At 60.5% G+C, this 21097-nt stretch carries 17 protein-coding genes and 2 tRNA genes; 7 read left to right on the forward strand and 12 right to left on the reverse strand.

Translation table 11 applies throughout. The features are described 5' to 3' along the window. Positions 1-6 precede the first annotated feature (6 nt). The 6 genes from OGI63_RS06995 to OGI63_RS07020 all read left to right on the forward strand — a co-directional run bounded on the left by OGI63_RS06995 (position 7) and on the right by OGI63_RS07020 (position 6863). On the forward strand, positions 7-459 hold the full coding sequence (locus tag OGI63_RS06995) for a YraN family protein (RefSeq protein ID WP_003808759.1): 453 nt from the start codon (positions 7-9) through the stop codon (positions 457-459). After that, entirely contained in the window at positions 459-1988 is a 1530-nt protein-coding gene (locus tag OGI63_RS07000; protein ID WP_011743032.1) for a YifB family Mg chelatase-like AAA ATPase, read from the forward strand. The genes OGI63_RS06995 and OGI63_RS07000 overlap by 1 nt, the downstream gene beginning before the upstream one ends. Next, a complete protein-coding gene (locus OGI63_RS07005; protein ID WP_011743031.1) occupies positions 1985-3289 on the forward strand; it encodes a DNA-processing protein DprA in 1305 nt (434 codons plus the stop codon). Before OGI63_RS07000 ends, OGI63_RS07005 begins: the two co-directional genes overlap by 4 nt. A 68-nt stretch (positions 3290-3357) precedes the next feature. Continuing rightward, the gene (locus tag OGI63_RS07010) at positions 3358-5214 is read left to right on the forward strand and encodes an FAD-binding protein (protein ID WP_011743030.1); all 1857 of its coding nucleotides are present in this window, start codon (positions 3358-3360) and stop codon (positions 5212-5214) included. A 58-nt stretch (positions 5215-5272) separates the two neighbouring features. Continuing rightward, positions 5273-6190 (forward strand): succinate dehydrogenase/fumarate reductase iron-sulfur subunit, encoded by a 918-nt coding sequence (locus OGI63_RS07015; protein WP_011743029.1) that lies wholly within the window; start codon positions 5273-5275, stop codon positions 6188-6190. Between the two features lies 1 nt (position 6191). Next, positions 6192-6863, forward strand: a complete 672-nt coding sequence (locus tag OGI63_RS07020; protein WP_011743028.1) for an O-methyltransferase — start codon at positions 6192-6194, stop codon at positions 6861-6863. 96 nt (positions 6864-6959) lie between these two features. On the opposite strand, the gene nhaA is transcribed toward OGI63_RS07020, so the two are convergent. The 8 genes from nhaA to OGI63_RS07060 all read right to left on the reverse strand — a co-directional run bounded on the left by nhaA (position 6960) and on the right by OGI63_RS07060 (position 14689). Beyond that, the gene (nhaA, locus tag OGI63_RS07025; protein ID WP_041777276.1) at positions 6960-8321 is read right to left on the reverse strand and encodes a Na+/H+ antiporter NhaA; all 1362 of its coding nucleotides are present in this window, start codon (positions 8319-8321) and stop codon (positions 6960-6962) included. 190 nt (positions 8322-8511) lie between these two features. Next, a tRNA-Arg gene (locus tag OGI63_RS07030) sits at positions 8512-8585 on the reverse strand. Positions 8586-8626: 41 nt separating this feature from the next. Further along, positions 8627-8703 (reverse strand) — tRNA-Arg (locus OGI63_RS07035). An 87-nt stretch (positions 8704-8790) separates the two neighbouring features. After that, positions 8791-10104, reverse strand: a complete 1314-nt coding sequence (gene clpX / locus OGI63_RS07040) for an ATP-dependent Clp protease ATP-binding subunit ClpX (RefSeq protein ID WP_041777275.1) — start codon at positions 10102-10104, stop codon at positions 8791-8793. 104 nt (positions 10105-10208) lie between these two features. After that, the gene (locus OGI63_RS07045; protein ID WP_011743025.1) at positions 10209-10910 is read right to left on the reverse strand and encodes an ATP-dependent Clp protease proteolytic subunit; all 702 of its coding nucleotides are present in this window, start codon (positions 10908-10910) and stop codon (positions 10209-10211) included. Positions 10911-10912: 2 nt separating this feature from the next. Further along, positions 10913-11533, reverse strand: coding sequence for an ATP-dependent Clp protease proteolytic subunit (locus tag OGI63_RS07050; protein ID WP_011743024.1), 621 nt, complete (start codon positions 11531-11533; stop codon positions 10913-10915). A 105-nt stretch (positions 11534-11638) separates the two neighbouring features. Then, the gene (locus OGI63_RS07055) at positions 11639-13150 is read right to left on the reverse strand and encodes an MDR family MFS transporter (RefSeq protein ID WP_011743023.1); all 1512 of its coding nucleotides are present in this window, start codon (positions 13148-13150) and stop codon (positions 11639-11641) included. A 138-nt stretch (positions 13151-13288) separates the two neighbouring features. Next, on the reverse strand, positions 13289-14689 hold the full coding sequence (locus tag OGI63_RS07060; RefSeq protein ID WP_003808733.1) for a replication-associated recombination protein A: 1401 nt from the start codon (positions 14687-14689) through the stop codon (positions 13289-13291). Positions 14690-14772: 83 nt separating this feature from the next. On the opposite strand from OGI63_RS07060, the gene OGI63_RS07065 reads away from it, so the two are divergent. Beyond that, on the forward strand, positions 14773-17331 hold the full coding sequence (locus OGI63_RS07065) for a DEAD/DEAH box helicase (RefSeq protein ID WP_011743022.1): 2559 nt from the start codon (positions 14773-14775) through the stop codon (positions 17329-17331). Here the strand turns inward: OGI63_RS07065 and OGI63_RS07070 are convergent. From OGI63_RS07070 to OGI63_RS07085, 4 genes are all read right to left on the reverse strand, one after another. Further along, positions 17313-18314, reverse strand: coding sequence for a PPK2 family polyphosphate kinase (locus tag OGI63_RS07070; RefSeq protein WP_050731448.1), 1002 nt, complete (start codon positions 18312-18314; stop codon positions 17313-17315). The genes OGI63_RS07065 and OGI63_RS07070 overlap by 19 nt on opposite strands. 118 nt (positions 18315-18432) lie before the next feature. Continuing rightward, positions 18433-19560 carry an amino acid ABC transporter permease gene (locus OGI63_RS07075; RefSeq protein ID WP_264309068.1) on the reverse strand — a complete coding sequence of 376 codons (1128 nt, stop codon included), beginning with the start codon at positions 19558-19560 and terminating at the stop codon, positions 18433-18435. Between the two features lie 6 nt (positions 19561-19566). Beyond that, positions 19567-20244 carry an amino acid ABC transporter permease gene (locus OGI63_RS07080; RefSeq protein ID WP_011743020.1) on the reverse strand — a complete coding sequence of 226 codons (678 nt, stop codon included), beginning with the start codon at positions 20242-20244 and terminating at the stop codon, positions 19567-19569. Beyond that, entirely contained in the window at positions 20244-21056 is an 813-nt protein-coding gene (locus tag OGI63_RS07085) for a glutamate ABC transporter substrate-binding protein (RefSeq protein WP_011743019.1), read from the reverse strand. The genes OGI63_RS07080 and OGI63_RS07085 overlap by 1 nt, the downstream gene beginning before the upstream one ends. Positions 21057-21097: the final 41 nt, after the last annotated feature.

Raw genomic sequence — 21097 nt, forward strand, 5'->3', positions numbered from 1 at the left:
AGGGACATGAACCATTCATCATCACATGATGTTCCGGCCCCAACGCAGCCGCCGGAGCAGATTCTCGATTCCCTAGCGCGGCGTCTGCATGACGGCACGCTGCGTTCCCGACAGATTGGCGAGCTGGGAGAACAGTACGCCGCCGCATGGTTGGAAAGCCAAGGGTGGCGGACGCTCGACCGCAACTGGCATTGCCGATACGGCGAACTCGACGTCGTGTCGCGCAATCCGATGGGCCAGATCGTTTTCGTCGAGGTCAAAACCAGACGTACGATGCGCTACGGCACCCCTCAGGAGGCGGTGACCGCTTCCAAGCAAATCAATCTGCGCCATGCCGCCGTGCAATGGCTGACGGCGCCGGAGCACCGCATGCCGAACAGTGGCGTGCGTTTTGACGTCGTCACCGTCGTGGTGCAGGGAGACAGACCTTTGCTGCATCATATCGAGGGAGCGTTCTGATGGCCATCGGCAGCGCCCTTTCCGTAGGACTGATCGGTTTGAAAGCCTTCATCGTCCAGATTCAAGCGTTCGTATCCCCTGGACTTCCCTATTTCTCCATCATCGGCCTGCCCGACACCTCATTGTCCGAGGCGCGCGAACGGGTCAAGTCGGCATGCCAGGCAAGTGGTTTCAAATGGCCGGAAACCCGTGTCACGGTCAATCTCTCCCCAGCGTCCATGCCGAAGAAAGGCTCTTCGCATGATCTGGCCATCGCGGCCAGCGTGCTCAGCGCGGCCGGCGCAATCGCCCATGACTGTCTGGCCGGCACCATCGTGCTTGGCGAGGTGAATCTTGACGGCACCGTATTGCCCATCAACGGACTGCTGCCCATCATGCTGCATGCGCGGGAGCAGGGAATCGCAACAATCATCGTGCCTTACGCCAACCTTGATGAGGCCCGTCTCGTTCCGGATGTCAAGGCGATCGGCGTGAGGCATGTCGGAGAGCTCATCGAACTGATGGGAGGCGATGCGGACTACCGGATTCCCGAAGCCACGCATGCCGTGAACGCCGATGTCGGCGCCACGGGCATGTGCCCTCCGCCCGGCGACATGAGCGAAGTGATGGGCCAGCAAGCGGCCAAATGGGCGTTGGAGGTGGCTGCCGCCGGAGGCCATCATCTGATGATGACCGGTCCGCCCGGCACAGGCAAGACCATGCTCGCTTCGCGCATTCCCGGCATCATGAGTCCTTTGAACGAGACGGAACAGCTTGAAGTGGCCTCGATTCGTTCGTTATGCGGCACGCTTCCCGGATACGGAATCAGCGACGTTCCACCGTTCGAGGCGCCCCACCATACCGCGTCGACCGCCGCGCTGGTGGGTGGAGGCGCAGGATTGGCCCAGCCCGGAGCCATCACCCGCGCGCATCGCGGCATCCTGTTCATGGACGAGGCTCCGGAATTCTCGGCGCGTACGCTGCAGACGCTGCGCGAACCTTTGGAATCCGGATATGTCGCGATTTCCAGAGCGAAAGGCACCACATACTATCCGGCTCGCTTCCAACTGATTATGGCGGCGAATCCCTGCCCGTGCGGCTACGCGTACGGCAACGGCGAGCGCTGCACCTGCCGAGAAAAGGACCGCGTCAAGTATTTCAGCCGGCTTTCCGGACCGATCCTCGACCGTATCGACATCCAGATCGAGGTGCCTCCGGTGGAGCGGATAAGTCCGGGGAACGCTCCCTCCGGCGATTCGAGCCATGCCATACGTCTGCGTGTCATCGTTGCCCGGCAGATGGCGCAGGAACGGTTCCGCGAATTCGGCTGGTGCTGCAACGCGCAGGCTACCAGCACCTGGCTGAGAGCCAACACCTCCCCCAAGGCCATCGAATTGGTCAACCGCGCCTTGGCGAGCGAGCGGCTGAGCCTGCGTGGCGCCGACCGTGCCATGCGGCTTGCGTGGACATTATCCGATCTGGCGGGAAAGACTTCCCCAGGACCTGAGGAAATGATGCAGGGAATATCCATGAGAACGAGGCTGGCATGATGGTGACGATCGACGACGAGACCCTGGCCCGCGCGGTGCTCACCTTCTGCCTGGACAGCGCCGACGCGATGATGTACGCGCTGGTCAAAGGCACCGGCTCCGCGGCAAGCGCGCTACAGCTGATCGCTGACAGCGGCCCTGGCAATCACGAAAATGTGACGGCCGCGGCCTGCACGTCATTGGATGCGGCGTTCATCAACGGCGTCACTCGTTGGGGACGCACCATCAACGCCCGCGGGATGGCTTCGTTCCATGGCTCGCTGGTGTCATGGCAGCAACGTCTGGCATCGTTGCCCAGCAAGGATCCGGACGCATTGCGAGACTGGTTCACAGCAGACGGCACGCAGTGGATCATCGCCCCGCATCACCCCTGTTGGCCCAGCCAACTGAACGACCTTTCACTGCGCACCGACTGGGCCTCCCCGCTCTGCCTATGGGGCAAAGGCGATCCGAAGGCGCTGGTGTCATGCCCCGAGCCGGTGGGTATCGTCGGCTCACGGGGCGTAAGCGACTACGGTAGGCAAAGCGCCCACGAGTTGGCCCTTCGGATGGCGCGTGCCGGACATCTGGTGGTATCCGGCGGCGCGCTGGGCACCGACGCCGCGGCACATTGGGGCGCGGTCAAAGCCATGGACGAAATGAGCGCCGCGCTGGCAGGACGCACCGTCGCCGTATTCGCTGGCGGACTGAACCATATCGGTCCGAAAAGCAACCAGAACCTGTTCGAGCAGATCGAAAGCCATTCGGGCGCTTTGATTTCCGAACTGTGCCCCGGAACCGTGCCGGAGGCAAGACGGTTCCTGCTGCGCAACCGTCTGATCGCGGCATTGTCATCCACTCTGATCGTGGCGCAGGCACGTGCGCGTTCCGGCGCGCTCAACACCGCAGGCTGGGCGAACGAACTCAACCGCAATCTGTTCGCCGTGCCGGGAGACATCACCATGCCGCATAACACCGGCTGCAATCGCCTTATCCAAGACGGCAGAGCCACCATCGTCTGCTCACTGGCGGAGATCGACGAACTATGCCATAGCGCGCATCGCCCGCAACATGTCGACCTGCCGGATGACACCGAACATCCGCAGGAATCGACAGATGAATCCGACGATGCCATACTCGCCGCCATTAAAACTTGCGCCGAAGCAAACGGCCACGTCTCCGCCGACAATCTGCTCGATCTAATGGACAAGACGCATCCGGGAGAATATCCCGTCTCGCGAATCATGCGCGAACTGGGCTCCTTGGAGCTTGAAGGCCGCATCAGCATGCGGTCCGGATGGATCATCGCCGAGCAGCGATAGCAGGCCCGGCACCTCCACCTCAGCCGCGTCGAACGTGCGAGGTCACACCTTGTGCGAGAATCGGTGGTATGAGTCCGAAGCATGTTGAAGATATGTATGATGCAGTGATCGTCGGCGCAGGCGCGGCCGGCCTGTCCGCAGCGTTGGGAATGCTCCGTAGCGAGCGGATGCGCCAGATGAGGGCGGACGGCATCGAACCGAACGTCCTGGTGATATCCAAACTGCAGCCGCTGCGTTCGCACACCGGCTCCGCGGAAGGCGGCATTGCGGCCAGCCTTGGCAACGTGGAGAAAGACGATTGGCATTGGCATTACTATGACACAGTCAAAGGCGGCGACTGGCTTGTCGACCAGGATGCGGCGAAGCTGCTTGCCGAACAGGCTCCTGCCACTGTGATCGCGCTGGAGCATGCCGGCGTCGCGTTCTCGCGTACCGATGACGGCCATATCGCGCAGCGCCGTTTCGGAGGCCATACCAAGGATTTCGGCAAGGAACCGGTCCGCCGCGCCGCTTATGCGGCCGACCGCATCGGGCATCAGATTCTGTTCTCGCTGTGGCAGCAGTGCGTGGCCGAGGGCGTTGAGTTCGCCGAGGAATGGTATGTGACCGATCTGGTGGTTTCCGAAGACCACGGCAAGGTCGAGGGCGTGGTGGCGTTCGACACGCACAAGGGCGAGACGCATGCCATCCACGCACGCAATGTGCTGATGGCCACTGGCGGTGCCGGCCGTCTGTTCCATACCACGTCGAATTCGTGGGATCTGACCGGTGACGGCATGGCGTTGACATTGTCCGCCGGCCTTCAGCTTGAGGATAGCGAGTTCGTGCAGTTCCATCCGACCGGTCTCGCCCATACCGGCATTCTGCTGTCTGAGGCGGCACGTGCGGAAGGCGGCATGCTGCGCAACTCCGATGGCGAGGCGTTCATGGAACATTACGCGCCGGGTCATGCCGACCTTGCCGCGCGTGATGTGGTGAGCCGTTCCATCATGGCTGAAATCGACGCCGGACGAGGAATCGCCGATCCGAAGGATCCGGATGGGCCGAAGGATTGTGTCTGGCTGGATATGACCGGCATCGATGCGGATCATATGCATGAGGTGCTGCCGCAGGTGGTGGAGACCATCGAACAGTATGCCGATCTCGATCCGACCCGCGACTATGTGCCGGTCAAACCCACCGCGCATTACACCATGGGCGGCATCCCCATCACCACCGACGGCGAAGTCTACCGTTGGGTCGATGGCGAACGCGCCGTCGTGGACGGTCTGTTCGCCGCTGGCGAATGCTCCTGCGTGTCGGTGCATGGCGCGAATCGTCTGGGCGGCAACTCGCTGTTGGACGCCTGTCTCTTCGGCACCCGTTCGGGCAAGGCGATGGCTGAACGTGTCGTCGATAATCCAGTGAACGATCCGATGGCCGAGCCTGCCGACGAAGCATCTATCGACGCGGTGTCGCAGGCTGCCGACAAGCGTTCCGCGCAGGTCAAGGAACTGTTGACGCGGCCGTCCGATGACGACGATGCGTCGTCGGACAATCCGTACCAGCTGATGGCCGATTTGGGATCCGTCATGGAGCAGGCGGTCGCGGTGCGTTGCGACCGGAACAGCATCGAACAGGCGTTGGCTACGCTGGACGATACGCTCACGCCGCGTGCCGAGGCGCTGCATGCGCATTCCGACTCCCCCACGTTCAATCAGGAAATCACCGCCATCTGGGAGGTGCGCCATCTGTTGGAGCTCGGCAAGGCCGTGCTCGCCGCCTCCGATGCGCGTCACGAATCCCGTGGATCGTTGAAGCGTCTTGATTTCCCGGAGCGTGACGACGAGCATTTCCTGGCCCATTCCATGACGGATGTTTCCTGCCAGGTCTCCTGGCAGCCGGTGCACATCGTGGACATGCCGCCAAAGGCCCGTGAATACTGACACCCTGGGCACGGCGTATGGCAGACTGGTTGACGGTTTTTTATCGAAAGGCAGGTATATGAGCGGCATGGAGAACGGCATGGAAACGGTGACGTTGCGGGTGAACAGGTTCACGCCGCGTCCCGAACGCGGCCGTGAACGAGGCGGCTCGCCGTTCGCTAGGAAGAGCTCTCCCTTCGGCGATTCCGGATCCGCGCGCAGGCGTCCGCGAGGCAAGCAGTGGGTGCAGGATTACGTGGTGCCGGCGCGTCCGGAGGACACCGTGCTTGACTGCCTGCTCAAAGTCAAGCGCACCATCGATCCGACGCTTGCCTTCCGTTATTCGTGCGGTCATGGCATGTGCGGTTCCGATGCCGTGTCCATCAACGGCACGCCTACGCTTCTGTGCACCGCCACGGTGAAGGCTTGGGCAAAGCAGCCATCCGACGCACAGGTGGATGAGGACGGCTTCCGTCATACGGGAGAAGACGTTCAACCCGCGCAAACGCAGGATGCCGACGATTTGGGTGTCATCGAGCTCGCACCGCTGCCCGGTTTCCCCGTGCAGCGTGATTTGATCGCCGATATCGACCAGATGCTTGGCCAAATCAGGAAGCTCAAGCCGTATCTGCAGGCCAGTGGCGAACTCGCCACCACCGCGGACGGCAAGATCAACGCATTCGAATATCTGCAGAATCCCCAGCAGCTCTCCAAGTATGAGCTGCTGAGCAACTGCATAGCCTGCGGCACCTGTGAGGGAAGCTGTCCGGTATATGCAGGCGGCGAGGCGTTCATCGGCCCTGCGGCTCTTATCGCCGCCTCCCGTTTCATCAATGATTCACGCGACGGTCAGACGGATGCACGTATGGATGCCATCGATTCCGCCGATGGCATCGCCGCGTGCCAGTCGGTGCGCGCCTGCACGCGTGAATGCCCGCGTGGCATCGATGTCGGTGAGGAGATCTGGCAGCTGATCGCCCAAATCAAGGAGCGCTGAAATGGATAGGACGTCATATACCAATCTCGCGAAATCGTGGGAATACGTCGAGGATCATGCGTTCTCACGCCAGTCTGCCGAACTCAATGCGATCAGAACCGCGGCCGAGGAAGCCGGCATTCCCCAAGGATCCGCGGCGCAGGCCGAATTGCTGCGCATGCTGGTGCGGATGTTGGACGCCTCGTCGGTGATCGCCATCGGCACCGGTTCCGTGGTGGAGACGATGCAGCTGATCAACGGTCTTGACAATGCAGGCCAGCTTACGGCCGTCGATTCGTCCACGCAGGGCATCGCGCTGATTCGCAAACTGTTCAATCGTCTGTCCGATGACACCGAAACCACATTGCGTGCCGTGAACGCGTCCGCAGGTGTGTTTCTGCCCCGCCTGAACGCCGAGAATTACGATTTGATCGTCGTGGCCGGCGATTCGGAGAATTATGCTGCGGCTTTCGCTCAGGCTCCACGCCTGCTGAAACCGCATGCCGCGATTGTCTTCACCGATGTGCTTGCCTTTGATTCGGCCACATCGGCCGGCGGCGTGCTGAATCCCGCCAATCGTGATGCCAAATCCATCGCGATGCGCGAATTGCTGGAAACGGTGGAGTCGGATGAACGGTTCGTCACTGCGTTGACGCCGACCGGCACTGGTCTGCTGGTTGCCGTCAAGAAATAGACCAATCAGATTAATCAGCCGTGCCGCAATGGCACGCATATGTTGAAAGGGCCATGCATGGGGATGCGTGGCCCTTTCAACATATGGAGATTCCTTTTACTGTTCCTGGTGGGTGCCGATTATCTGGCTGACCACCACGGTACCGTCTTCCAGCACCGTCTCAACTTCGTTCATGGCGTCTTCGTCGCCGGTATGATGCTTATGCTTCGTACCGTCCTCCAGTTCGAATCGTTTGGATTGACGGCTCAGCAGAATACCTGAGATCACGGCTGCGACCATGGACCCCACCAGGACGCCGAAACGGGCTTCAGCCGATAGTTCGGCATCCTGATACGCCAGCGACGCGATGAGAAACGACACCGTGAAACCAATGCCGCAGGCGCAGGCAGCGGGGAACATGTCGCGCACGCGCAGTCCCTTGGCCATCTTCAGACCGCCCACGTGCGTGGACAGCCATGCGGTGGTCATGATGCCCAGAGGTTTGCCGACCACGAGCGCCACCATCACGGCAACGACCACCGGCGAGACGAACAGCGCCAAGGTCAACGACTCGAAGTGCACACCAGTGGCGAACAGTGCGAAGATCGGCAACGCCAGCAGTGCGGAGAACGGCTGCAGCTTGTCGGCGTAACGTTCCGCACGCGGCGTCTTCTCACCGAAACGCTCATGCGCCGGCGTGAGCAGTCCCACGAGCACGCCGGCCAAAGTGGGGTGCACGCCGGCTTCGAACATCATGACCCATGCCAGCACGCCCACGATGGCCACGGCCAGCCACGGTACCTTGCGCATGCGGACAAGGAAGTACCAGACGACCGCGCATACGGCTATGCCAAGGAACCAGTACCATGCGTTCACCGATGAGAAGAACACCGCGATCAGGATGATGGCCAGCAGGTCGTCCACTGTGGCCAATGTCATCAGAAAAGCGCGGATGGATCCCGGCAACGCTTTGGCGAACAGGGCCAATACGGCCAATGAGAACGCGATATCCGTGGCTGTGGGCACCGCCCAGCCATTGGACATCTGTGCGAAGGAGAACGACGTTCCTGAAGCGATGACGAGTTGCCCTGATCCTGCCGCCGCGAACAATGAGATCACGCCGATGAACAGTACCGGCGGCGCAAGCATACCGCCAACCGCGCACAGCATCGGCACGGCCGCGGCTTTGGGATTGGACAGTGATCCCGTGGTGAGTTCCTGCTTCAATTCCAGCCCTACGGTCAGGAAGAACACCGTCAGCAGGCCATCCTGCACCCAATGGCCCAATCCCATGTCGATATTGGTGTGTGGAATGGCTATATGGAAGTTCTCAAGCTGTTCGAACGCATGCGCGGTGAACGGCAGATTGGCGAGCAATAGGCCGGCAAGAGCGAAACCGAGCATAATCAGACCGGATATGCGGTCGGACGCGGCTATGCGTCGGATTGTTGCCCAGGTTCCCCTCTTCGATGTGGCCATCATGCTCCTTGTCTTGCGGTCCCCGTTCGACCGCAGTATCCGTAAAACGTAGTATTAAGTGTATCGGAGGGTCTTGGCGTTCGTCCATGCCGCATATTGCGCTCCGCTGTGCGCGCAATCAATTGCAGGCTTCACAAAAATCCATGGAAAATAAAGAAAGCCTCCTCCGCATTCGCGAAGGAGGTTCATGTGCGCGAGACAGGATTCGAACCTGCGACCTGCTGATCCGTAGTCAGCTGCTCTAATCCGCTGGGCTACTCGCGCAACGTCATCTTATTTCTTTGCGCCACCTGATGACTGGTGGCTGGTGCGCGAGACAGGATTCGAACCTGCGACCTGCTGATCCGTAGTCAGCTGCTCTAATCCGCTGGGCTACTCGCGCAACGTTGTCTTGTTTTCGGCAACTCGAATAAGATACACCCAAATGAACTCCAGGCAAAATCTCGGCGTGTCGCAGGAGTTTTCGGCCTTACGCCTCACGTAGACGAGGAATTTTCTGCGTCGACACCTTGAGTAGTTTCGGAGTGCCCGATCCGGTGACTGCGGCTTCGTCTACGACCACCTCTTCGACGCCTTCCATGCTGGGAAGACGGAACATGGTGTCCTCCAGCGTCTTCTCAATAATCGAACGCAATCCACGTGCGCCCGTACCCCGCCGAATCGACGTCGCCGCAATCTGCCGTATCGCCCCTTCGGTAAAGGTCAATGTCACCCCATCGACGGCGAATAGCTTCTGGTACTGCTTGACCAGCGCGTTTTCCGGTTCGACGAGGATTCGGGCCAAATCGTCTTCGGTAAGTTCCTCAAGCACGCTGACTACCGGCAGACGTCCGATGAACTCCGGCAATAATCCGAAATCAGCCAGATCATCGGCGGAGACCTGCGCAAGCAGCTCACGCTTGGGAACCTCATGGTCATGCCAGACCGCACCGAAACCGCTTTCCCTGGCGCCCAACCGTTGCGCCACGATGTCGGCGAGTCCCACGAACGCGCCACCGCAGATGAACAGTATGTCGCGGGTGTCGATCTGCACGGTTTCCATTTCACGATGCTTGCGGGTCCCTTCCACCGGCACGGAGGCGACGGTGCCTTCAAGGATCTTGAGCAGCGCCTGCTGCACGCCCTCGCCGGACACGTCACGCGTGATGGAGGTGTTTTCGCCGCTTTTACGGGCGATCTTGTCGATTTCGTCGATATATACGATGCCCTGCTGCGCACGCGCCACATCCCCGTCAGCAGCCTGGATGAGGCGCTGCAGCACGGTTTCGACGTCATCGCCCACATATCCTGCCTCGGTGAGCGTGGTGGCGTCCGCTATGACGAACGGCACGTTCATCACATGGGCCAGCGTCTGCGCGAGATATGTTTTACCCACGCCGGTCGGCCCGAGTAGCAGGATGTTCGATTTCGCCACTTGCACGCCCTCGAACGAATCGTCATGTCCATGCATCCGTTCCTTGCCGATTCGCGACGACTCGCGCATTTCCATGTTGACGCGCTTGTAATGGTTGTACACCGCCACTGAAAGTGTCTTTTTGGCGGACTCCTGGCCTATGACGTGATTGTCGAGGTAGGCGCTGATCTGTGCCGGCTTGGGCAGTTGCAGGATATTGAGCTGGGCGTCCTTGTCCCGTTCCTCGGAAATGATGTCCACGCACAATTCGATGCATTCGTCGCAGATGGCCGCGCCCGAACCGGTGACCAGTTTGCGCACCTGGCTCTCGGACTTGCCGCAGAACGTGCATCTCGGCACCGCATCGTTGTAGCTGACCACGCGTCCCATTCGCAACCTCTTCGTTTCACATATCTGCCGTTTAGAAAACACAATACCCCTGCCGCGACCCGGCAGGGGTATTGCATTTGTGAAGATATCATTCCACCGCAGGCTCAGCTGCGATGTTCCAGCACCTCGTCAACGATGCCGTATTCCTTGGCCTCCTGGGCCGTCAGGAACGTGTCCACTTCGATGTCCTTGCGGATCTTCTCGATGTCACGACCGGTATGCTTGGCCAGCGTGTTCTCCAGCCATTCACGCATACGCAGCATCTCCTTGGCCTGGATTTCAATCTCCGTGGCCTTGCCGAAGCCCTGGTCGATGGCCGGCTGGTGGATGAGCACGCGGGCGTTCGGCAGCATCAGACGTTTGCCTTTGGCGCCGGCGGCCAGCAGGATGGCCGCGGCCGAGGCGGCCTGGCCGAGGCATACGGTCTGCACGTCCGGCTTGATGTACTGCATGGTGTCGTAGATGGCGGTCATGGCCGTCATGGAACCGCCCGGCGAATTGATGTACATCATCACGTCACGGTTCGGATCCTGACTTTCCAAAACCAGCAGCTGGGCCATGATGTCATCGGCGGAGGTGTCGTCCACCTGCACGCCCATGAAGATGATGCGATCCTCGAACAGGCGGGTGTACGGATCCTGCCTCTTGTATCCGTACGGGGTCTTTTCCTCGAACTGCGGCAGAACGTAACGGTTCTGCGGTGCGAACGCGGCCTCACGCGCCGCAGCCCCCTGGAAGCCGACCACACCGGTCGGTCCGGCCAGACGTTCGGCGCGGGCTACAAACTGTGCTTCTTCGCTTGCCATGGTCACTCTCCCTTGGTGGCGCTCATCGTGTCGTGGGTGGAAACGAGCTTGTCCACAAAGCCGTACTCCAACGCTTCTTGGGCGGTGAACCAGTGGTCGTACTCGTTGTCGCGGTAGATTTCCTCGACGGTGTGCCCAGTCTGCTCGGCGGTCAACTCGCTCATGGTCTTTTTCATGTCCATGATCAGCTCGGCGTTGATGCGCACGTCAGTGGCGGTGCCGCCGATGCCGCCGGACGGCTGATGCATCAGCACACGCGCATGCGAGGTCAGGAAGCGCTTGCCCTTGGTACCGGAGCTCAGCAGGAACTGGCCCATGGATGCGCACATGCCCAAGCCCACGGTGGCCACGTCCGGCTCGATGAGCTGCATGGTATCGTAAATGGCCATGCCCGCGGTGATGGAGCCGCCCGGGGAATTGATGTACAGCCAGATATCCTTTTTCGGATCCTCGGCGGCCAGCATCAGCATCTGCGCGCAAATGCGGTTGGCCATCTCGTCCTTGACTTCCTCACCCATCCAGATGATGCGGTCCTTGAGCAGGCGGTTGAAAATCGGATCGGTGGGTCCTGCCGGCATGTCTTCGCCAGCCATGACGGGCAGGGGTGCACTAAGGTTGCTCACCTTGTCTCCTTTTCCAGTGTTCTCTATAGTTTCACAGCCTACCGCTTCGAAGCGACGGGGAACAAAATTGCGCCCACAGTGGAGAAGTCGACGGCGAAAACACGGTTATTCGCGTTTCGCGCCGATGCGGAAGGCGGTAATCAGGCAGCAGATTGCAACGGCGACAATCACGATCATGACGGTGAACGTCCAACTGCCGCCAACCGCCGTGGCATGGCTGAATGCCTCGGTTCCTTCCTTGCCAGCGCCGGCCTGGGCCACGGACAGCACCGTGGAGAACAGCGCGGTTCCGGCTGCGCCACCGAACTGCAGGCAGGTGTTGAACACGGCGTTGCCATCCGGCATGAATTGCGGCGCAATGCTGCGCAACGCATTGGTCATGATGTTGGAGAAGCCAAGCGCATAGCCAAGTCCGAAGATGAAGTAGAAACCGGCAAGCGTGGCCGGCGTCAGCCGCATGGAGAAGACCAGCAGCAGGATCGGGCCGCAGATCGCCAGGAAGAACGCGCCCAGAATCGGGCGGACAGGGCCGAAACGGTCGTACAGCGTGCCGCCGATCGGTGCGAAGAAAGCGCCGATCAACGCGCCCGGCAGCACCAGCGCGCCTGCCAGGAACGCGTTCGTTCCCAGGGAAAGCTGGGCAAGATTGGTGATCACATAGCCGAAGCCGATGCCGACGATTGGCAGCAGCATGTAGGCGATCAGATGCAGCAGCACCATCGGATCACGCAGCCATCCCAAGCGAATCAGCGGCGAGAAGGAACGACGGGACGACCATCCGAAGAAGAAAAGCGATCCCAAGCCGACGATCAGGCTGATCACTGCGAAAATCGCCGGCGCTGTAGCCACACCACCCGAAACGGCGGCGGCAACAGCCACGCCCGCCTGGTTCAGGAACATCACTAGACCGCACAACGCCAGCACAATCGCCGCGAACTGCAGCGGATTCAGATGCGCCTCTTCCGTCGGACGGTGCTGTTCGATGCATTTGAGGCCGACAGGCAGCGAAATCAGCAGAATCACGGGAATGACGATGACGAAAATCGCACGCCATGGCAGAATGCTCGACACCGCGCCACCCACGGTCGGGCCGATGGCGGGCGCCACGGTGATGACGAGCGAACCGACGCCCATCAGTCGTCCGACCTTGCTGCGTGGGGACTGTTCGAGAATGATGTTCATCATCAGCGGTGTGGCCACGCCGGAGCCGATGCCCTGGATGATGCGGGCTACTAGAATCACCGGGAACGCATGGCCGAAGATCATGGTCAGCGAGCCAAGCATCGCAAGCGCCACCGCGGCGAGGAACAGGACGCGATGCTTGAATTTGCGGTTAAGATACGACGACAGCGGCATGGTGGCTGCGACCGTCAGCAGGTAGATGGTGGTGATCCACTGCACAGTAGCAGTGTTCACGTTGAATTCCCGCATGAGCTGTGGGAACAGCACCGTCATCACGGTTTCGGTGAGGATGCCGATGAAGGCGAGCGAGCCGACCGCCACGATGGCGCCGATGAGTTTGCCGGGAATGCGTTCGTCCGGCGTTTCCTTGATGTTTTCGCTATTGTTCCGATTGTTATGGTCGGTGGTTTCGAGCGTTGTATTCCGTTCTTTCATAATCACTTTCCGCGCACTTTTTCCTGCGGCCATGTGCGACGCCGCGATTGACGCATGGGCCTTGCAAAGCAAGCAGGCGTCAACCCCAGCGAAGAATTTTAGCGGAACCCCTGACCCAATGCCTGCAGGAAACGAACATCAGGCATTGCGCTGGCCGGAACGGCCGTCACCGTTATCGTCCTCTTCGTGCAGAATCTTCCGAATCCGCTCCAATCTCGGCTTGACCTCATGCTCGTAACCGCGGTCGTTCGGATGGTAATACTCGCGCCCCTGCAATTCGTCAGGCATGTACTGCTGCGGCGCCACCGCGCCCGGCCAATCGTGCGCGTACCGGTAGCCTTCGTGGTTGCCCCAGCTTTTCATCAGCGCGGTCGGCGCATTGCGCAGATGCAGCGGCACTTGGCCGATAAGCCCCGCGTCCACGTCGGCGAGCGCCGCGTTGATGGCGTTGTAGCTGGCGTTGGATTTGGGCGCGGTGGCGACGGCGAGCGCCGCTTCGGCAAGAATGATGCGCGCTTCGGGCATGCCGATCATGGCCACTGCCTGCGCCGCGGCTACGGTGACTTGCAGGACCTGCGGGGCGGCCATGCCGACTTCCTCGGATGCGGCGATCATGATGCGTCGTGCGATGAAGCGCGGGTCTTCCCCCGCGCGCAGCATGCGGGCCAGATAATGCATGGTGGCGTCCGGATCGGAGCCTCGCATGGATTTGATGAACGCCGAGATGACGTCGTAGTGGTCGTCTCCGTCCTTGTCGTAACGCACGGTGGCCACGTCCATGACCTTCGACACCACATCAGGCGTGATGATGGGCCGTTTCGCGCCTTTTTTGCGCTCTTTGTCACCAGTGAGCGCGCCGGCCGCGGCTTCGAGGATGGTCAGTGTCTTACGTGCGTCGCCGCCGGCCATGCGGATGATCTCATCCACAGCCTCGTCGGTGATTCTGATTTCGTTGTCAAGGCCGTGTTCGCTTGCGATGGCGCGATTGATCAGCGTTTTCAGATCGTCCGGTTCCAGCGATTCGAGTTTGACGACCACGGATCGGCTGAGCAGCGGCTTGATGACGGAGAAGCTTGGGTTTTCCGTGGTGGCCGCGATGAAGGTGACGTCGCGGTTTTCCACACTGGGCAGCAACGCATCCTGCTGCGATTTGGAGAAGCGGTGCACCTCGTCGATGAACAACACCGTTTCCTTGCCTTCGGAGACGAGACGTTCGTGCGCGCGTTTGAGCACGTCACGCACGTCCTTGACGCCGGAGGTGACCGCGGACAGTTCCTCGAAGACACGGCCGGACTGTTTGGCGACGATATAGGCGAGGGTGGTTTTGCCGACTCCGGGAGGTCCGAACAGGATGATGGAGCTCGGTGCGGTGAGCGAGCCTTTCGAAGCGGGGTTGGCGAGTCTGCGCAATGGCGACCCCTCCCCCAATACCCGTGATTGCCCCACCACATCGTCGATGCTCGCTGGGCGCATGCGTACGGCAAGCGGGCGCGTCACATCATCCGGCGCGTCCATCGCGGCAAACAAATCGTCAGTCATGCTTTCCACTGTACCGCAACACACCCAACAATTCGAACACACGTTCGATGCATGCGTTCGCCCCAACCGGTAGACTGGCAAGCATGGCAGACGATACGAATTATGGCTCGCTGGGCGCGTTGGCGCCGAATTGGGACGAGGGCGAGCGCAACATCGACACGGATGAGATCTATGAGCGTTTCTTCACCTGGGTGGAGGACGTCAAAGGCGTGGAACCGTGGCCACATCAGGAGGAGGCCATCATGGATCTGCTGGCCGGCGACCATGTCATTTTGAACACTCCGACCGGTTCGGGCAAGTCGCTGGTGGCACTCGGCATGCATTTCGCCGCGTTGTGCACGGGCCGCCGTTCCTATTACACGGCTCCGATCAAGGCTCTGGTGTCTGAGAAGTTCTTCGACTTGGTTGAAGTTTTCGGCCGCGAGAACGTCGGCATGATCACCGGCGACACGCATATCAACGCGGATGCGCCGATCATCTGCTGCACCGCGGAGATCCTCGCCAATCAGGCGTTGCGCGAGGGCCGCCACGCCGATGTCGGCTGCGTGGCGATGGACGAGTTCCACTATTACGGCGATCCCGAGCGCGGCTGGGCTTGGCAGGTGCCGCTGCTTACGCTGCCGGATACGCAGTTCCTATTGATGAGCGCGACGCTGGGCAATGTCGACGCAATCGCCGACAAGCTTGAGGACATGACGGACACCGACGTGGATATCATCGCCGATGCGCCACGTCCCGTACCGTTGACGTACGAATACACACTCGACCCGTTGGAGAAGACGGTGGAATTGGCGTTCGGCAAGGGCGAGACGCCGATTTACGTGGTGCATTTCTCTCAGGATGCCGCGTTGGAGACCGCCAACGCGCTGGCCAGCACGGGCGTGTCCAGCAAGGAGCAGCGCGCCGCGATCGCGGAAGCCATCAAGGGCACGAAGTTCACCACCGCGTTCGGCAAGATCCTGCAGCGTCTGTTGCGTACCGGCATCGGCATCCACCATGCCGGCATGCTCCCCCGCTATCGTCGTCTGGTGGAGCAGCTCGCCCAGCAGGGACTGCTGCCAGTGATCTGCGGCACCGACACGCTTGGTGTCGGTATCAATGTGCCGATTCATTCCGTGGTATTGACCGCGTTGACCAAGTTCGACGGCACGAAGATGCGCAAGCTGCGCGCCCGCGAGTTCCATCAGATCGCAGGACGCGCCGGACGCATGGGCTTCGACACGGAGGGTCTGGTCATAGCCGAAGCCCCCGAATTCGAAATCGAGAACGCCAAGGCTCTGGCCAAGGCAGGCAACGATCCGAAGAAACTGAAGAAGATCAAGCGCAAGAAGGCTCCTGAAGGTTTCGTAACGTGGAACGAGAACACGTTCGACAAGCTTATCGACGCGGCTCCGGAAACACTGGTGCCGCATATGAAGATCACCCATTCCATGGTGTTGAACGAGGTGGAGCAGGGCGGCGACGCCCGCTACCGCATCGACCGGCTTATCGACGATTCGGCGCAGACTCCGGAGCAGAAGGAGCGCCTGCACGCCCGCGCGGACGAGATCTTCCAGACCTTGTTCGACACGAACGTCATCGAGACCGAAGACCGTGACGATGGCGGCAAGGATTATTTCATGACCGTGGACATGCCGGACGATTTCGCCCTCGACCAGCCGCTAAGCCCGTTCCTGCTGGCCGCGTTGGAACTGCTCGACCCGGAGTCGGACACGTATGCGTTGGATGTGATATCCATGGTTGAGGCCACGTTGGAGGACCCGAAGCAGGTGCTGCGCGCGCAGGAACGTCAGGCGCGCGACGAGGCGATGATCCGCATGAAAGAGGATGGCCTCGACTATGACGAGCGTATGGACAGGCTTCAGGAGATCACCTATCCGAAGCCGTTGGAGGATATGCTGCAGGCCGCGTTCGATGAATACCGCCATGATGTTCCGTGGGCGAACGACTATTGGCTGAGCCCGAAATCCGTGGTGCGCGACATGGTGGAGACCGCTTCCGATTTCACCGGCTACATCGCCCGCTACAACATCGCCCGTTCCGAAGGCACGCTGCTGCGGTACCTGTCCGACGCCTACCGTGCGTTGGCGCGTACCGTTCCGCAGGAAAAGCGCGACGAGCAGCTTGACGACATCATCTCCTGGCTGCGCGTGGTGGTCCGTTCCATCGACTCCTCGCTGGTGGACGAATGGGAGCATGCCGGAACCGATACCGACGCGTCCGAAGCGGCCGCCAATCTTGCCGCGCCCGGCGCAAAACAGGCCGTGGTGGAGGATCGCCGTGGACTCACCGTATTGGTGCGCAATGCCATGTTCCGCCGTGTGCAGCTCATGGACCTCGACAAGCCGGACGAGCTCGGCGCGCTCGATAAGGACTGGGGCTACGGCGTGCACGAGTGGGAGGACACGCTCGACGATTACTACGACGAGCACGAATACGTCAACATCGACGCGAAGGCACGCAGCGGCGAACTGTTCATCCTCGACGAAAGCAAAGAGAACAGCGAGCACGCCTGGAAGGTGCGGCAGATCATCGACGATTCCGATGGCGACCACGATTGGGCCATCACCGGAACCGTCGACCTGGACGCCACGCAATCCAGCGGCGAGGTTGTCTTCTTCGACTACAGCGTGTCCAACTGACGGCGCATTTCGTCGGCGTCGACTTCGAGCGGCGGCCAGATCATGTTCATGTTCTTGAGCGTGTTGCGCAGCAGCTCGGAGACGACGGCCCTCGAATACCAGCGGTTGTCGGCAGGCACCAGATACCACGGCGCCTGCTCGGTGCTGGTGCGCAGGAACACATCCTGCCATGCGGCCATGTAGTCGTCCCAGCGGGCGCGCGCCTCAAGGTCGCTCGGATCGAACTTCCAGTATTTGGTCGGATCATCGAGACGGCTCAGGAAGTGGCGTTTCTGCTCGTCTTTGCTGACCACGAGGAAGATTTTGATGATGGCGCATCCGTCGGCCGTCAATTGCGATTCGAATCGGTTGATTTCGTCGTACCGTGCCTGCCACATTTCTTCCGGCTGCGTTTTGTAGATGCGCGGCATGACGATGTCCTCGTAATGGGACCTGTCGAAGATGGAGATCCATCCGTTGTTCGGCAGCTCGCGTTTGATGCGCCACAGATAGTCATGGTCCAGTTCTTCGCCTTTCGGCGCGCCGAACCCGTGATAGTGCATGCCCATCGGGTCGCCTTGGCTGAACACATGTCGTACGATGCCGCCTTTGCCTGACGCGTCCATGCCTTGCAGCACGATCAGCAGTCGCCGATGCGAGCCTTTCACGCCATTGGCGTACATAAGCCGCTGGTAACGGGCGATCTCCGACGAGCTGATGGATATGAATCGTTCGGCATCATCCTTGTTGCCGTCAAAACCAGGAGTGGAATCGCCATCTATGTCCGATACCTTCGTGTCGTGATGGAATCGCAATAGCTGGGTCGGCGGCAACGTCCATACCGAGCTCAGTAGTTCGCTCGCTTTGGCGGCGTTCGCCAATCCTTCGGCGACGGAATCGCAATTCTCGCTTTTTTCCAGCCGATCTTCCACTTTGTTCAGCGTTTTCGCGATCGACGACATTCTGGCGTCGTCTTTTTTCGCATCCTTGGTTTTATCCGCCATGTCAAGCCTCCCTGCTTGGTACGGACCACATGCGTGCAGTCCATCGTAGACACGAAAGGGGCCGCTTCCCCGTATTTCGCGGAAAAACGACCCCTACGCGTGTTATGCGATACCGGTGCTATTCGTCGGCTTCGGACTTGTTCTTGTCCTTGCCATCGCCCTTCGTCTTGAACGGATTGTCCTTGATCGGATGTCCATTCTTGTCGAATTTGACCTGGCTTTCCGGATGCGTCTCATCGAAGCCTTGGGCGTACCTGGTCTGACGCCACTGGTGGATGGACGCGTTGGTGCCGCGATGGTGCACATGGTAGACACGCTGCGCGCCACCCAGCGGCACGCCTTCCTTGGCCACGGCGATCTGGTTCACGTTCGACGGATCCATGATGGCGATCGGCGCGACCGGTTCCGGTTCGGCCGGTGCAGCCGTATGCTGCTGCATGCGCGACGGCAGCCATTCGGCCAGTCTGCTTAGCAGCCAGCAGACGATGAAATAGACGACCGCGGCCACCACCAGCGTCTGTAGGATGTTGAAATACATGGAGCCGAGTCGACGTGATTCCTGCAGCAGGTCAGTGTACATGATGATCGAGCCGAGCGCGGTGTCCTTCAACACGACGACCAGCTGGGTCACGGCCGCCGGCAGCATGGCGTAGATGGCCTGCGGCACTTCGATCTGCAACAGCGACTGCGTGCGGGTCAATCCCAAGGCGAGCGAGGCCTCACGCTGGCCGTTCGGCAGGTTGCCCACGCCGGAACGCACCAGCTCGGCCACCACGGATCCGTTGTAGATCACAAGCGCGAGCACCACCGCCCGATACGCGGGGCTGGGCAGACCTGCGAAGGCGAACCAGCGCCAGAAGAAGATCATGAGCAGCAGAACGGGGACGGCTCGTGCGAATTCCACGATCGCGCCGGAAATGGTACGGATCAGCAGGCTCGGCAGCAGTCGGCCCACACCAAAGACCAGGCCGAACACCACGGCTCCGACCACGGCCAGTACGGACGCGCGGATCGTGGCCCACAGTCCCGGCAGATAGAAGTCGGTCCATGCTTCGGCGTCAAGCGCCGGTTTCCACAGTTCCCAGCTCAGCTGGTTCTCGCCGTCCGGCGGATTGTGCAGACGCATGAGGATCAGCACGACCACCACCGCGAAGATGATGCCTGCGATCCAATTGACGATACGGATGGTTTTGCGGCCCTTCGGACCAGGCTGGTCGAACAGCACCGCGCTTTCATTGCTTGCCATGTCGCGTCACCTCCTCACCGCGAGCTTGTTGGACAGATACGTGGTCAGCATGCCGATCGGAATGATCAGAACCACATAGCCGAAGGCGAAGATCAGGAAGATCGGTACGATTTGGTCGGCGTGGTATTCGATCATTTCGCTCATCATCGTCGAGGTTTCGGTGGCCACGGATGCCGCCGCCGCGACGGTGGAGTTTTTCAGCAATGCGATCAGCGTGTTGCCCAACGGTGCCACGGAACCGCGGAACGCCTGCGGCAGGATGATCTGAGTGGCGGCCTGCATGAAGTTCAGGCCCAACGCGCGGGCGGCCTCGGCTTGACCAAGCGGCACGGTGTTGATGCCGGAGCGCAGCGATTCACATACGAAAGCCGCGGTGTACAGGCTCAGGCCCGTCACGGCCAGCCAGAAGAAGTTGGTGGCGAACGTGTCGGAGAAGCTGAACTTCAGCTGCGCGTACGCACCCAGCACCATGAACACCATGATGATGGTCAGCGGCAGGTTCTTGAACAGTTCGACGTAGGCACCGGAAACGGTACGGAGCGAGGCGATCGGAGAAATGCGCATCATCACGAGGATGACGCCCAGAATCGTGGAGAACAACGCCGACCACAGGGTCAGCTCGATGTTCACCAGAAACGCGCCGGGAATGTTGTATTGGCTGAACAACGCGAGGAATCCGTCCATCACTTATTCCCCTTTCCATTCGGCACCGGCGGATTGTACTTGGCGTTCGGCGTGTAGGCCACTCCCCTGGTGTTGTCGGAAATGGCCCTTTGCCAAGAACCGTCCTGAATCATATCGGTGATGGCGTTGTTGATTTTGTTCTTCAGCTCGGTGTTGCCCTTCTTGACACCGATGCCGTAATACTCCTGGGTGAACGGCTTGCCCACCACGCGCAGGCGTCCACGTGAGGCGGATGCGAGGCCGGCGAGAATGATGTCGTCGGTGGTGGCGGCGTCCACAATGCCGGAAAGCAACGCGGTGGCGCATTCCGCCATGCCGGGCTGTTCCATCAGCTGGGTCTGCTTGGCGAACTTCTCCTTGACGTTGACGGCGGATGTGGTGCCGGTCATGGAGCACAGCCGCTTGCCGTTCAGATCCTTAGGTCCGTCAATGCCGGTTTCGTCCTTGCGTACCAGCAGATCCTGTCCGGCCACGAAATACGGGCCGGCGAAATCGACGACCTTCTTGCGTTCGTCGGTGATGGAATAGGATGCGACGATGTAATCGACATCGCCGTTCTGCAGCATAGCCTCACGCTGCTTGGACGGCGATTCCTTCCATACGATCTCGTCTTCGGAATAGCCGAGTTTCTTGGCCACGTACTTGGCCACGTCCACGTCGAAGCCGACGTAGGTGCCGTTCTTCTTGAAGCCCAGGCCAGGCTGGTCGAATTTGATGCCGATGCGGATCTTGCCGGTTTCGTCCGCGCCGCATGCGGATACCGCGAACACGCACGCGCACGCGCAGAATGCCGCGACGGCTCTGCGCAACATGCGTTTCGCCGTGATCGAAAGTGGTTTCATATCAGGTTCCT

This window comes from Bifidobacterium sp. KRGSERBCFTRI, assembly GCF_025908335.1.

What these genes read in the sequence shown, in the direction of transcription:
- OGI63_RS06995 (WP_003808759.1), top strand. Translation starts at nt 7, where the DNA reads ATGAACCATTCATCATCACATGATGTTCCGGCCCCAACGCAGCCGCCG.
- OGI63_RS07000 (WP_011743032.1), top strand. Translation starts at nt 459, where the DNA reads ATGGCCATCGGCAGCGCCCTTTCCGTAGGACTGATCGGTTTGAAAGCC.
- OGI63_RS07005 (WP_011743031.1), top strand. Translation starts at nt 1,985, where the DNA reads ATGATGGTGACGATCGACGACGAGACCCTGGCCCGCGCGGTGCTCACC.
- OGI63_RS07010 (WP_011743030.1), top strand. Translation starts at nt 3,358, where the DNA reads ATGAGTCCGAAGCATGTTGAAGATATGTATGATGCAGTGATCGTCGGC.
- OGI63_RS07015 (WP_011743029.1), top strand. Translation starts at nt 5,273, where the DNA reads ATGAGCGGCATGGAGAACGGCATGGAAACGGTGACGTTGCGGGTGAAC.
- OGI63_RS07020 (WP_011743028.1), top strand. Translation starts at nt 6,192, where the DNA reads ATGGATAGGACGTCATATACCAATCTCGCGAAATCGTGGGAATACGTC.
- nhaA (WP_041777276.1), bottom strand. Translation starts at nt 8,321, where the DNA reads ATGGCCACATCGAAGAGGGGAACCTGGGCAACAATCCGACGCATAGCC.
- clpX (WP_041777275.1), bottom strand. Translation starts at nt 10,104, where the DNA reads ATGGGACGCGTGGTCAGCTACAACGATGCGGTGCCGAGATGCACGTTC.
- OGI63_RS07045 (WP_011743025.1), bottom strand. Translation starts at nt 10,910, where the DNA reads ATGGCAAGCGAAGAAGCACAGTTTGTAGCCCGCGCCGAACGTCTGGCC.
- OGI63_RS07055 (WP_011743023.1), bottom strand. Translation starts at nt 13,150, where the DNA reads ATGAAAGAACGGAATACAACGCTCGAAACCACCGACCATAACAATCGG.
- OGI63_RS07060 (WP_003808733.1), bottom strand. Translation starts at nt 14,689, where the DNA reads ATGACTGACGATTTGTTTGCCGCGATGGACGCGCCGGATGATGTGACG.
- OGI63_RS07065 (WP_011743022.1), top strand. Translation starts at nt 14,773, where the DNA reads ATGGCAGACGATACGAATTATGGCTCGCTGGGCGCGTTGGCGCCGAAT.
- OGI63_RS07070 (WP_050731448.1), bottom strand. Translation starts at nt 18,314, where the DNA reads ATGGCGGATAAAACCAAGGATGCGAAAAAAGACGACGCCAGAATGTCG.
- OGI63_RS07075 (WP_264309068.1), bottom strand. Translation starts at nt 19,560, where the DNA reads ATGGCAAGCAATGAAAGCGCGGTGCTGTTCGACCAGCCTGGTCCGAAG.
- OGI63_RS07080 (WP_011743020.1), bottom strand. Translation starts at nt 20,244, where the DNA reads ATGGACGGATTCCTCGCGTTGTTCAGCCAATACAACATTCCCGGCGCG.
- OGI63_RS07085 (WP_011743019.1), bottom strand. Translation starts at nt 21,056, where the DNA reads ATGTTGCGCAGAGCCGTCGCGGCATTCTGCGCGTGCGCGTGCGTGTTC.